At 67.0% G+C, this 12,072-nt stretch carries 15 protein-coding genes, 3 tRNA genes and 1 other RNA gene; 2 read left to right on the forward strand and 17 right to left on the reverse strand.

What is annotated here, in order from left to right; translation table 11 throughout:
* Window positions 1-16: 16 nt before the first annotated feature.
* The 17 genes from VFV19_11035 to VFV19_11115 form a co-directional block, all read right to left on the reverse strand.
* On the reverse strand, window positions 17-1,390 hold the full coding sequence (locus VFV19_11035; GenBank protein ID HEX4824842.1) for a lipopolysaccharide assembly protein LapA domain-containing protein: 1,374 nt from the start codon (window positions 1,388-1,390) through the stop codon (window positions 17-19).
* Between the two features lie 53 nt (window positions 1,391-1,443).
* A complete protein-coding gene (locus tag VFV19_11040) occupies window positions 1,444-1,908 on the reverse strand; it encodes a 23S rRNA (pseudouridine(1915)-N(3))-methyltransferase RlmH (GenBank protein ID HEX4824843.1) in 465 nt (154 codons plus the stop codon).
* Entirely contained in the window at window positions 1,905-2,825 is a 921-nt protein-coding gene (locus VFV19_11045; protein HEX4824844.1) for a sigma-54 dependent transcriptional regulator, read from the reverse strand. The genes VFV19_11040 and VFV19_11045 overlap by 4 nt, the downstream gene beginning before the upstream one ends.
* 13 nt (window positions 2,826-2,838) lie before the next feature.
* Complete coding sequence (gene rsfS / locus VFV19_11050) at window positions 2,839-3,207, reverse strand: ribosome silencing factor (protein ID HEX4824845.1); 369 nt, start codon at window positions 3,205-3,207, stop codon at window positions 2,839-2,841.
* Window positions 3,208-3,227: 20 nt separating this feature from the next.
* Window positions 3,228-3,878: a nicotinate (nicotinamide) nucleotide adenylyltransferase gene (gene nadD, locus VFV19_11055; protein HEX4824846.1), complete on the reverse strand. Its 651-nt coding sequence runs from the start codon at window positions 3,876-3,878 to the stop codon at window positions 3,228-3,230.
* Window positions 3,875-4,882, reverse strand: coding sequence for a GTPase ObgE (gene obgE / locus VFV19_11060; protein HEX4824847.1), 1,008 nt, complete (start codon window positions 4,880-4,882; stop codon window positions 3,875-3,877). Before obgE ends, nadD begins: the two co-directional genes overlap by 4 nt.
* Window positions 4,883-4,914: 32 nt before the next feature.
* Window positions 4,915-5,172: a 50S ribosomal protein L27 gene (gene rpmA / locus VFV19_11065; protein ID HEX4824848.1), complete on the reverse strand. Its 258-nt coding sequence runs from the start codon at window positions 5,170-5,172 to the stop codon at window positions 4,915-4,917.
* Between the two features lie 19 nt (window positions 5,173-5,191).
* Window positions 5,192-5,506 carry a 50S ribosomal protein L21 gene (gene rplU / locus VFV19_11070; GenBank protein ID HEX4824849.1) on the reverse strand — a complete coding sequence of 105 codons (315 nt, stop codon included), beginning with the start codon at window positions 5,504-5,506 and terminating at the stop codon, window positions 5,192-5,194.
* A 79-nt stretch (window positions 5,507-5,585) separates the two neighbouring features.
* The gene (locus VFV19_11075; protein ID HEX4824850.1) at window positions 5,586-6,170 is read right to left on the reverse strand and encodes an ADP-ribosylation factor-like protein; all 585 of its coding nucleotides are present in this window, start codon (window positions 6,168-6,170) and stop codon (window positions 5,586-5,588) included.
* Between the two features lie 14 nt (window positions 6,171-6,184).
* Entirely contained in the window at window positions 6,185-6,676 is a 492-nt protein-coding gene (locus VFV19_11080; protein ID HEX4824851.1) for a roadblock/LC7 domain-containing protein, read from the reverse strand.
* Between the two features lie 91 nt (window positions 6,677-6,767).
* Window positions 6,768-7,370, reverse strand: a complete 603-nt coding sequence (recR, locus tag VFV19_11085; GenBank protein HEX4824852.1) for a recombination mediator RecR — start codon at window positions 7,368-7,370, stop codon at window positions 6,768-6,770.
* Between the two features lie 8 nt (window positions 7,371-7,378).
* A complete protein-coding gene (locus tag VFV19_11090; GenBank protein ID HEX4824853.1) occupies window positions 7,379-7,678 on the reverse strand; it encodes a YbaB/EbfC family nucleoid-associated protein in 300 nt (99 codons plus the stop codon).
* Complete coding sequence (gene dnaX, locus VFV19_11095; protein ID HEX4824854.1) at window positions 7,675-9,360, reverse strand: DNA polymerase III subunit gamma/tau; 1,686 nt, start codon at window positions 9,358-9,360, stop codon at window positions 7,675-7,677. Before dnaX ends, VFV19_11090 begins: the two co-directional genes overlap by 4 nt.
* 25 nt (window positions 9,361-9,385) lie before the next feature.
* An RNA gene (gene ffs / locus VFV19_11100) (signal recognition particle sRNA small type) lies at window positions 9,386-9,472 on the reverse strand.
* A gap of 40 nt (window positions 9,473-9,512) precedes the next feature.
* Window positions 9,513-9,602 (reverse strand) — tRNA-Ser (locus tag VFV19_11105).
* Window positions 9,603-9,677: 75 nt separating this feature from the next.
* A tRNA-Ser gene (locus VFV19_11110) sits at window positions 9,678-9,770 on the reverse strand.
* 525 nt (window positions 9,771-10,295) lie between these two features.
* A tRNA-Arg gene (locus VFV19_11115) sits at window positions 10,296-10,372 on the reverse strand.
* Window positions 10,373-10,569: 197 nt separating this feature from the next.
* On the opposite strand from VFV19_11115, the gene VFV19_11120 reads away from it, so the two are divergent.
* Window positions 10,570-11,193, forward strand: coding sequence for a response regulator (locus VFV19_11120; protein ID HEX4824855.1), 624 nt, complete (start codon window positions 10,570-10,572; stop codon window positions 11,191-11,193).
* Window positions 11,194-11,447: 254 nt separating this feature from the next.
* Complete coding sequence (locus VFV19_11125; protein HEX4824856.1) at window positions 11,448-12,044, forward strand: polysaccharide biosynthesis/export family protein; 597 nt, start codon at window positions 11,448-11,450, stop codon at window positions 12,042-12,044.
* The last annotated feature ends 28 nt before the right edge of the window (window positions 12,045-12,072 follow it).

The following is a 12,072-nucleotide window of genomic DNA, read 5'->3' on the forward strand; positions in this document are numbered from 1 at the left end:
GGGAGGCCGGGACGGATCAGCTTCGCGCGCTGTAGACGGGAGCCGGGGCGAGGCCGAGCTCCTCGAGGGAGATCTCCTCGCGGAAATCGACTTCGATCGTGTTCCATTCACCGCACTGTGTGCAGCGAGGAGCCCAGTCGGCGCGCGTGTCGCGGCACGCGCGGCAGCGGTACTCGAGCTGCACGAGCTCCATCTCCTTGATCACCCGCCGGTACTCCGACGACGCGTCGCGCCAGTTGCGACGACGCTCGTGAATGCGACCGAGGAGGTAGTGGAGCGTGGGAGCGTACGACGCGCGTCCGTCCAGAGCCTGGAGCACCGCGAGCGCGTCGTCGAGCATTTCCAGGCGGAAGAAGAGCTTCCCCAGGTAGAAGCGCGGCAGCGTGTCCTTCCGGGCCCTCGCGACACAACGCTTGAGCGCCTCGATCGCGGCCAGCGGCTGCTCCTGATCGAGGTAGTGCTCCTCGAGCACCGTGAGGAAGATCGGCGACCCCGTAGATTCGAACCCCTGGAACCACGACTCGACCGCCTCGTTCAAAAGGCCTTCGGCACGGAGCGCCTCTCCGATCCGCACGTGCGCGGGGATGAACTGCGGATCGTCCTTGATGAGCTTGCGCAGCGTCGCGGCGGCTTCCTTCGGCTTGCCCGCCGCCAGCTGCTCGGTCGCGATCTCGAACCGGATTCCGATGCCGAACCGGCGATCCGAGTCGTCGCGCGGATCCCGCGTTTTCGAGCGCTTCTCGGCGCGCTGGTGTGCGGCGAGCGCTTTCGTCCAGTTCCTCTCCTTCATGTGGAGCCAGCGGAGCTTCCGCCACGCCGAGATCGAGTCGCGTTTCAGGGCGATGATCCGGCCGAGCACCGTGCGGGCGCGCTCGAGGTCGCCCTTGGCTTCGTAGTCCTCGACGAGGGCGTAGAGCGGTCGCGTGTCGTCGTCCTTCAGGTGGTGGGCCTTCCGGTGGTACTCGATCGCCTCGTCGAACCGCTCCTGTCCGCGGAGCACCTCGCCCAATTTCAAGAGCGTGTTGAAGTGACGGCTGTCGTGCTCGAGCACCGCGCGGAAATGCGAGAGTGCCTCGTCGTCCCGCCCTTCGAGGACCGCGGAGAGGCCCCGCGCGAATTCCTCCTCCACTTCCTCGGTCGTGCGGTTGGCTTTGCGGAGGCGCCACCCGTCCATCATCCTCGAGGCCTCGCGGGTGAGACCGGCGAGGAGGGTGATCACCACCCCGGCCACGAAGAAGACGATCATCGCCAAGCCGACGGGGAGGTCGATACCACCCCAGAAATGGAAGCGGTGATCCAGGAGCACCGCGCGGTTCGCGACGAACAAGGTGATGATCGCGAGAGCCGCGCCCATCGCGACGAGAATGTAGAGGAAGGTGCGAAGCTTCATGCGCGCCGCCGCAGGGGAGGTTAGTTCAGCGTCCCGGGAGCGTCAAGGCGCGCTCACTTGTGGTACGGCACGTGCCGAAGGATCGTCACCGCACGGTAGAGCTGCTCGACGAGCACGACGCGCGCGAGCTCGTGCGGAAGCGTCATCGCCGACAGCGAGAGCGTGGCCTCGGATGCGCGCACGAACGCCGGGTCGAGCCCCGTGGGGCCTCCGATGACGAACGCCGCCAGCGGCGAGGCCCACCGTTCGAGCTTCCGGGCGAGCTGCTCGCTCGTGGTCGTCGCCGGGCCGGGCGCGAGGGCGATCCTGTTGGCGTCCTCCGCAAGGGCCTCCGTCAGCGCACGCGCCTCCCGCTCGCGACGGTGCGCGTCGGTGAACCGGCCGGAAGGCCGCACCTCCTTGACGAAGCGGAGGTCGAGCGAGATGCCGAACCGCCGGATGCGGGAGACGTAATCCTCCACCAGCTCCGCGGCGGGGCCGCGCGGAGGCTGCCCGACGCTCAGGACGATGAGCCTCACGCGCGCAGCTTCTCGTGCAGCGTCTTCCGGTGGATCCCGAGGATGCGCGCCGCGGCGGACTTGTTCCCGCGGGTCTTGCGGAGAACCTCGTCGATGTACGCGCGTTCGAGGTCCGCGAGCGTGATCTCGCGCTCGGCGGCGTCGAGGATCATCGACGATGCGGCGACGGAGAAGGCGTCGGAGAGGTCGGAAGGCATGAGCAGCTCGGCCGCCGACAGGATGACCCCGCGCTCGATCGCATGCCGGAGCTCCCGGACGTTGCCGGGCCACGGATGGGCGACGAGGTGCTCGATCGTCTCCGGCGCCAAGCGCTTCGGCCCGCCGCCGTGGCGTTCCGCCAGCTCTTCGAGGAGGCGCTCCGCGAGCGCGGGGATGTCGGCCGGCCTGCGGCGCAAGGGGACCATCTCGATGCGCAAGACGTCGAGACGGTAGAGGAGGTCTTCGCGCAGGCGGCCGGCTGCGATGAGGCGTTGCGGATCGCCGCGCGCGGACGAGAGGACACGGATGTCGACTTCGAGCGTGCTGCGTCCGCCGATCCGCTCGAAGCGACGCTCCTCGATCGCGCGCAGCAGCTTCGCCTGCGCCGCGAGATCGAGCTCCTGAAGATCGTCGAGGAAGAGCGTTCCGCGGTCGGCCCGCTCGAGGCGGCCGGCCCGCGCCTCACGGGCATCGGTGAAAGCGCCGGCCTCGTGACCGAACATCTCGCTCTCGAAGAGCTCGGGGGGGACGTTCGCGCACGCCACCTCCACGAGCGGTGCCTCCGAGCGCGCGCCATGAGCGTGGATCCACCGCGCCATGCGGCTCTTCCCGGTTCCCGACTCGCCGACGATGAGAACGTTCGAGGAAGCGGCGGCGGCGCGCTCCGCGATGCGGAGAGACTCGAGGAAGACAGGGTCGCGCGAGAGAAAGTCCGGCATCGGCCGGGTGCGGTCAGCTCGAAATGCCGGGGCGCCTTCGTCCCGCGCGAGGGATCGTCGCGGTGGTGCCGGGAAGCGCCACGCGCCGCGCATCTCCCCAGAGCCGCTCGAGCCCGAAGAACGCCCGTTTCTCGTCCTGGAAGACATGAACGACGACGTCGATGAAATCCAAGAGCACCCAGTCGCCTGTCCGGCGGCCCTCGACGTGCTTCGGCTTGAGGGTGGCCTCTTCGCGCAGGCGCTCCTCGACCGCGTCCGCGATCGCGAGAACTTGCCGGGAGTTCGAGCCGTGGCAGATGACGAAGTAATCGGTGAAGTCGCAGAGTCCTCTGAGATCGAGAACCAGGATGTCTTCCGCCTTCTTGTCGCGGGCGGCTTCCACGATGTGCTTCAGGACGGCTCTCAGCGGTGGGCCTCCTCCTCGTACAGGCCGTGACGCTGAATATACCGGGCGACGCGTGGGGGAACAAGATCGCCGATGGCCCTTCCTTCGAAGCGGCGCTGTCGCACGAGGCTGGACGACACGGGGAGGGTGTCGACGGCGAGACGAAAGATCCGGCCGCCTTTCCCGGGCGGCGGTCCCGTCGCGGGAAGGTCGTGAAGCCGTTCGCGCACCGCCTCGGGGAGCGTCGCTCCTCGAGCGTGGCCGACCTCGTCTGGGCGCTCGACGACCCCGAAGTCGAACTCGGCGAGAAGTTCGGTGTAGTCCCTCCACGAGTCGAGCTCGGCAAGCGCATCGGAGCCTACGAGGAACACGGTCCGGAGCCCCTCCTCGCGAAGGGCGCGCAGCGTGTCGATCGTGTACCGGTGGCCGCCGCGGGCGATCTCGAACGTCGAGACCGCGAGGCCGGGTACGCCCTCGGTGGCGAGAGCCAACATCTCGAGGCGGTGGTAGCGCGCGGCGAGACGCCGGCCGGGCTTGTGCGTTGGCTCCGCGCACGGCAGGAGGAACACGCGCTCGACGCCGAGCGTGCGGCGCGCTCCGGCAGCCAGGACGATGTGACCGCGATGAACGGGATCGAAGCTCCCGCCGAGGATCGCGGCCGCGGTCATCCGGTCGCACCCGCCCGGCCGACGGCTTCGGCGGCGGCGCGCAAGAGCGGCGTGAGCCCGGTCCCCGAGACGGCGGAGACGACGTGGAGCGATCGCTTGCGTCGCTTGGCCTCCCGCTTCGCCTCGACCAGGATCTCGGCGTCGCGCTGCATCGAGTCCGCCTTCGTCAAGACGAGGATCTGAGGCTTCGTCGCCAACGCGGCGCTGTAGAGCGCCAGCTCCCGGTCGATCGCATCCACCGCTCCCCGGAATCCGAGCGGCGTGTGAGGGTCGACGAGGTGGAGAAGGACGCGGCATCGCTCGACGTGCCGGAGGAATCGGTCGCCGAGTCCCGCGCCCTGGTGCGCGCCCTCGATGAGTCCCGGAATATCCGCCACGACCAGCGTCTTGTGGGCGTCGACGGCGGCGACGCCGAGCACCGGGGCCAGCGTCGTGAACGGATAGTCGGCGATCTTCGGTTTCGCCGCGGAGATCCGGGAGAGGAGCGTGGACTTACCCGCGTTCGGGAACCCGACGAGTCCCACGTCCGCGAGCAGCTTCAGCTCGAGGCGGAGCTGCCGCTGCTGGCCCTCGCGTCCGGGCTCGTGCCGGGTCGGCGCCCGGTTCGTGGACGAAGTGAAGCGAGCGTTGCCACGGCCGCCCATCCCGCCGGCGGCGACGACCGACCGGTCGCCTCCTTGCGCGAGATCGGCGAGGGAAGCGTCATCCGATTCATCGAAGACGAGCGTCCCGATCGGCACGTGAACTTCGAGGTCGTCGCCGGAGCGGCCGGTGCGTTGGGCACCTTCCCCGTGCCGTCCACGGTCGGCGCGGAAGATCGTCTTGTAGCGGAACGGAAGGAGGGTATTGATCTCGGGATCTGCGACGAGGATCACGGAACCGCCGTGTCCGCCGTCGCCGCCGTCCGGGCCCCCCTTGGGAACGAACTTCTCGCGACGGAACGACACGCAGCCGTTCCCACCGTCGCCACCCATGACGGTGATGCGGGCTTCGTCGACGAACATCAGGATCGGCCCCGGCGATGCCGGGACCCGGGCTACTCGACCGGAAGGATGCTGACGAAGCGGCCCATGCGGCCGCGGTCCTGGAATTTCACCGTGCCGGTCACGAGCGCGAAGAGGGTGTCGTCCTTGCCGCGGCCGACGTTGACGCCGGGTTTGATCGGAGTCCCGCGCTGACGAACGATGATCGATCCGCCGTGGATGACCTGGCCGTCGAAGCGCTTCACGCCGAGGCGCTGGGAATTCGAATCGCGACCGTTTCTCGAGCTGCCGCCGGCTTTCTTGTGTGCCATGGACGAGACTCCTTGACGCTTACGACTCGATCGCTTCGATCTTGACCGCGGTGTAGTCCTGGCGGTGTCCGCCGCGCCGGCGGCTCGCGTTCTGCCGCGGGCGATACCGGAAGATCAGAACCTTCTTGGAGCGGCCCTGCTCGATCACGGTTCCGCGCACCGACGCTCCGGACACCGTCGGCGAGCCGAAGCGCAATCCTTCGCCTTCGCCCAGCGCGAGCACACGCTCGAAGACGACCGCCGCCCCTTCTTCGAGATCGAGACGCTCGACGCGCACGACCTCACCCACCTGGACGCGGTGCTGCTTCCCGCCCGTCTCGATCACAGCGTACATGGCCTGACTCCCGTGGAAACCCCGGGACTCTAGACGACCGAGGGAGGGGTGTCAAGGATCGGGCCGGAAGACGACCGAACTAGCGGTTCTTCAGATCGACGAGCACGCTCTTGACCACAGCTTTGAGCGTTTCGAAGACCCCGACCCCTTTCGGAGCGACTGCCTCGAAGACCGGCTCCTCGTTCAACCTCAGGGCCGACACCAGGTCGGCGGTGGGGACCGCCGTCGGCAGATCTCGCTTGTTGAGCTGAAGCACGTATGGGACGCGCTCCATCGTGTAACCGTGCTCCTTGAGATTCTCCCTGAGGTTCCGGATCGACTCGACGTTCGCGTCCATCCGGGCTTCCTGGGAATCCGCCACGAAGACGACGCCGTCGACACCTTTGAGGATGAGCTTCCGGGAAGCGTCGTAGAAGACCTGGCCGGGAACCGTGTAGAGGTGGAAGCGCGTGCGGAAGCCCCGGATCGTTCCGAGCTCGATGGGGAGGAAGTCGAAGAAGAGCGTCCGCTCGCTCTCCGTCGCCAGCGAGATGAGCTTTCCCTTCGAGCCGGTGCCGGTCTTGTCGTAGATGAACTGGATGTTGGTCGTCTTGCCGCCCAGACCGGGCCCGTAATAGACGATCTTGCAGTTGATCTCGCGTGCGGCGTAGTTGATGAAGGTCATGGCGAGGTCGCGGGTCAGCTGAAGAGGGCGTCGATGTCGTCGTCCGTGATCTCCGCGAACGGGGCGAGGCTGCCGACGGCGGCGCGCTGAGCCTGCGAGCGAGTCGTGATGTCGTGGACGATGCCGGCGAGCTCCGCGGTCGCCTTCTTGACGCGCAGACGCACGAGCCCGAGCGACGAGCGCTCGTCGAAGATGACGAGCAGGATCGTCTTGCCGCCGACGACGTTGATGTGGAGATTGTCGTGCTCCCCTTCGTGGAAGAGGATCGAGAACTCGCGCTCGCCGAGGAGCTTCGCGAGGCCGTCGGTGGCCGCGACGTTGCCTGCCGCGAGCGAGGCGAGCGACGTCGGATCGAGCGCGCTCACGTCACCGGCGGAGGCGAGCTGCTGCCCGTTCTTGTCGATGAGGAAGACGAACCGCGCGTTGGCGTCCTTGCAAAGGCGCTGAAGGACGGTGGTGAACCGCGCGTGGTCGGCCTCGAGTAAGACGAGATCGGAGACTGCCATACCTTTCCCGTGAACCTCCCCGACTTCCCCAAGGAGCGAGCGCGGCCAATCTAACGCCCGCCACCCGTTCGGGGCAAGCACGGCGGGAAGGTCAATAATCGCGCCGGTTCTCGAGCGCCCTCTGGAGGGTGAGATCGTCCGTGAACTCGAGATCGGCACCCGCGGGAAGCCCTTGGGCGAGCCGCGTCGTCGCCACGTCGAGAGGCTTCAACAGGCGGGACAGGTAAACCGCCGTCGCTTCACCTTCGACGTTCGGGCTCGTCGCGAGGATGACCTCGCGGACCCCGGAGGCGCGGACACGCTCGAGGAGCTCGGCGATGCGTAGGTCTTCCGGTCCGACGTCCTTGAGGGGCGACAGCGCGCCGCCGAGGACGTGGTAAAGACCCCGGAACGCGTTCGTCCGCTCGAGTGCGAGAACGTTCACCGCCTCCTCCACGACGCAGACGACCGTGCGCTCGCGGCGCGGGTCGGCGCAAACGACGCAAAGATCGCCCTCGGCGAAGTTGAAGCAGACGGTGCAGAGCCGGATCTTCTCGCGGACCTCGGAGAGCGCGCGGGTCAACGCTTCGACGTCGGACGCGGGCGCCTTGAGCACATGCAAGGCGAACCGCTGCGCGGTCTTTCGACCGACGCCCGGGAGCTTGGCCAGCTCCGCCATGAGCCGCTCGAGAGGTGCCGCGAGACCGGTCGCCACCGCGTGATCTACGTCAGGCCCGGGATCTTCAACCCGCCGGCGAGGCCTTGGGTCTTCTTCTGGATCTCGGCGTCCACCATGCGCCCTGCCTCGTTCACGGCGGCAACGACGAGGTCTTGAAGCATTCCCGGATCGTCCGGCGTGATCGCCTCGGGCTGCAGGGTGAGTGCGACCAGCTCCTTCTTCCCGTTCATCCGAGCGGTGACGACCCCTCCCCCCGCGGTGGCCTCGATCTCCATGACCTCGATTTCGTCCTGCAGCTTGGACTGCATCTTCTGGAGATCTTTCATCATCTTTTGGATGTTCATGTCGTCTCCTCGGTGGCGATTGTGGGGCCGTCCTCCTCGGCCGGCCCCACGCTCCGCGCGTCGACGATCTGCGCGCCGAAATCGCGGAGCAGGCGCCGGACCTCCGGATCACGGCCCGCGCGCTCGATGAGCTGCTGGCGCGACTCGGACGGAACAGACGGGGCCGCCGTGCTCGGCTCCGGCGGCGCCGCGCCGTCTGCGGCCCCCGAGATTCGGAGGGTGAGGTTCCGGCCGAGCGTCTCCGTGGCGATCCGCTCGATGGCCCGGGTGTTCTCGTCGTTCGCCAGCATCCGGCGGAGACCGTCGTCGCCGGCGCCGAACGCGATTCGCAGCGAGCCCCCGTCGACGACGACGGACGAGGCTTGGTCGAGCATCGCGCCGAGCATCGGCCGGGCGGCCGTCACCGCCGTGAGAAGCGCTCCGCGCAGATCGGCCTGAACGGGCGGGAACGAAGCCGCCGCCGGCTCATCAGTTTTTTTTTTTGGCGGCGGGGTCTGCGGCGCCGAAGGCAGCCGGGGCGGAACCTGCGTCGCCGGCTTGCCCGCCATCGGGGCTTTGCCCTCGAGCGACGCGAGGATCTCCTCGATCGGTCGTACCGAGCCGAGGCTCGCGATGCGGATCAGCGCGCCCTCGAAGAGGAATCGAGGCTGGCTCGAGCTCTTGAGCGGGTGCTCGAGCGCCGCGAGGATCTGGAAGATGCGCGTGAGGTCCTCGAGCGAAAGACCTTCCGCGGCGTCGCTCAGGATCGCGCTCTCTTCCGGCGCGCGCGCGAGGACGCCGCGGCCCTCGGGCCACGCCTGGACGAGCATGAGATCCCGCACCACGCCGATCAACTCGGCCCAGAAGTGAACGAAGTCGTGCCCCTCGTCGACGAGCGCGTCGAGCGCCTGGAGGAGCGCGCCCGGATCGTGACCGGCGAACCCACGGATGAACGTCGCGAGCAGATCCGTCCTGACCGAGCCCAGGACCTGCATGGCGTCGTCGTCACCCACCTCCGACCCGCAGAAGGCGAGCACCCGCTCGAGAACCGAAAGCGCATCGCGCATCGAGCCCTCACCGGCGCGCGCGACGCGGTCGAGGGTCCGGTCCGAGATCGTGACGCCTTCCGCATCCGCGATGCGGCGAAGGTGCTGCGAGACGTCCCGTGTCGAGACACGATGGAACTCGAAGACTTGGCACCGGGAGAGGATCGTGGGTAGGAGCTTCTGCATCTCGGTGGTCGCGAGGACGAACACCACCTGCGGTGGAGGCTCTTCGAGGGTCTTGAGCAGCGCGTTGAACGCCGCCTTGCTGAGCATGTGCGCTTCGTCGATGATCAGCACGCGGTAGCGGTCGCGCACGGGGGCGTACGACACGACCTCCTGCAGCTCGCGAATGTTGTCGACGCCGGTCCGCGACGCCGCGTCGAGCTCCATGACATCGAGCGAGCGGCCTTCGGTGATCTCAGTGCAGGAGACGCAGCGGTTGCACGGTGTCGCGGTCGGTCCTTCGGCGCAGTTCAGGCTCTTCGCCAGGATGCGCGCGACCGTGGTCTTGCCGGTGCCTCGGACGCCGGCGAAGACGTACGCATGGGCAATGCGCCTCGCCGTGAGCGCGTTCCGCAGGGTCCGGGCGACGTGCGCCTGACCCACCAGGTCGTCGAGAGTCTGGGGCCGCCACTTGCGCGCGAGAACCTGATACATGACGACCTCGAACTGATGGGGCCCAAGTTGTCCTGCGGCGCCTGCGCCGGTCCGCTTACCGTTGCTCCCTTCCGGGCCTGGCGGGGTTCGCGGTGACGCACCGCACAGGGCTCGGGCCCCGCAACCTAGCTATCGCCGTGACACGCGCCGGGTGGCGGAGAGAGAGGGATTCGAACCCTCGGTACGGTTTCCCGTACACACGCTTTCCAAGCGTGCACCTTCAGCCACTCGGTCATCTCTCCATGGCTCGGCGGCGAGCCTTACGTTCGATCGGGACCGGCCAACGCCGATCATGGACCGCCGACGATTCGGAACGATGGCGGAGAGGGTGGGATTCGAACCCACGTGCCTGGTCACCCAGACAAAGCGCTTTCGAGGCGCCCCCGTTACGGCCACTTCGGTACCTCTCCGAAACGCTTTCACCTTCATCCGCTTGCGCACCGACACGTCGCTCGCGGAAGAACTCCAACAGGAGAGAGGACGCCTCTTCCGCGAGGACGCCCCCTTCCGACTCGACACGATGATTGAACTCGGCTCCGAGCACACGCAACGTCTCGAGCCGGCCGACCGCCCCCACCTTGAAGTCCGTCGCTCCGTACACGAGCCTTCCGACCCGCGCGTGGATCGCCGTCCCGAGGCACATCAGGCACGGCTCGACCGTGCAGTAGAGCGTGGTCGCGACCAACCGGTAGTTGCCGAGGCGGTGCGCCGCATCGCGCATGGCGAGGACCTCGGCGTGAGCGGACGGGTCGTTGAGGGCGAGCGACGCGTTGTGACCCCGGCCGATGATCTCGCCGTCCGCCACGACGACCGCCCCGACGGGGACCTCTCCGGCGACGCGCGCAAGCCAGGCCTCGTCCAAGGCCGCCCGCATGAACCGCTCGTGCTCGACCGCGTTCATCCCGGTCTCCCCGACGACACACTTCGCCGCGCCATGGTCGGACCGGAGGGACTCGAACCCCCGACCTACTGGTTCGTAGCCAGTCGCTCTATCCAGCTGAGCTACGGTCCGTGGGGAGCCAGGCTAAGCAAAAAGAGGTCGTCGACCCAACAAAAAAACGAGCGCGGATCGTAGCACTCGGGTCTTTCCAAAGTCAACGCATCGCCTGCCCAGCCCAGGTTGCACCTCCAGCTTTCCTACCTATATTCGAGCCACGACAGGGCGGAAAAACAAGAAAGCTCCAAGGCTGCGCCAGTTTGGGGGTCGTCATGACGGATCAGACGGAAGGCAATCGCCGATTCTTCACGACGTCCGAGGTCGCGCGCTATTGCGCGGTGACCAACGACGGCGTGCTGAAGTGGATCAAGTCGGGAAAGCTCCGCGCGTTTTCGACCCCCGGCGGACACTACCGCGTCAGCGCAGAAGATTTTCGAGAATTCTTACAGAAATACGATATCCCGATCGACGAGGCGTTCTTCACGGGCTCGACGAAGGCGCGATCGGTTCTCGTCGTCGACGACGAGGCCGACATCCGGGAGATCGTGCGCCGCGTGCTCAAGGAGATGGAGCCGAACCTCCGCATCGAGGAGGCTTCCGACGGTTACGAAGCTGGAATCAAGATCGGCGCGATGCAGCCCGACCTCGTGATCATGGACGTGATGATGCCGCGGGTCGACGGTCTCTCGCTGTGCCGCTCGATTCGAGAGAACCCCGACACTCGCTCGATCAAGGTGCTCGCGATCACCGCCTTCCCCGAGCACGACGCCATTCGCAAGATGTACGACGCCGGTGCCGACCTCTGCCTGATGAAGCCGATCCAGTTCGAGCACTTCCGCCTCGAGGTGCTCCGCCTCCTCAACGAGGCGTCGCGGGGTCAAGCCGCCAGCGCCTGATCGGTCGCACCCAAAGATCGCTCGTCACGGCGGGCCGCCGACACCCCGCGCGGCGCCGCCCTTCCGTGTCGCGTCGGCGAAGTCGCTGAAATCGGCGCTCTCTTGACTTCATTCCTTTGCGATCTTGTTCGTTTCTCTTCTTGACACCGCAAAATACGCTGGGTATAAGTTCAGCGGTCCGGCACGGTTCATCACGACAGAAAAACGTTTCGCGACTCACTCGCTTCGCGCGCAGAACTCGATGAGGTTCAGACGTGAAGAGTGCATTTCATTTTCGTACGCTCGTCCTGCCGGCGCTCGCCGGCGCCTGTCTCCTCCTCGGTCCTGCCCGAGCGGAAGAGGGTGGCGCCAACTCCAGCGAAGACTACGTCCTCGGCGTCGAGGACCACCTTTCGATCTCGGTCTGGAATGAGCCCCAGCTCTCCAACGCCACCCGGGTGATCATCATCCGGCCCGACGGGAAGATCACCTTCCCGCTCGTCGGCGACATCCAGGCCGCCGGCCGCACCCCCAAACAGCTCACCGACGATCTGACGACGCAGCTCACCAAGAAGATCAAAGATCCCACCGTCACCGTGACGGTCGACGAGATCAACAGCTTCAAAGTGGCGGTCGTCGGCGAAGTGACGACGCAGGGTGTCCTCACGCTACGACGCCGGACGCGCCTCCTCGAAGCGATCGCGCTCTCCGGTGGGCTGTCCCAGTACGCGGACAAGTCGAACGTCGTACTCGTGCGCTTCGACAACGGCAAAGAGAACCGGACGCGAGTCGACTACCGGAAGGTCCTCTCGGGCGAGCGGCCCGAGCTGAACATGTTTCTGAAGCCCGGAGACATCCTCATTGTCAATTGACGAATGGTCCCAGCATGGGAGGCGCGGC

The sequence above is a fragment of the Candidatus Polarisedimenticolaceae bacterium genome, assembly GCA_036275915.1.
In the GTDB taxonomy this organism is placed as follows: Bacteria; Acidobacteriota; Polarisedimenticolia; order Polarisedimenticolales; family DASRJG01; genus DASRJG01.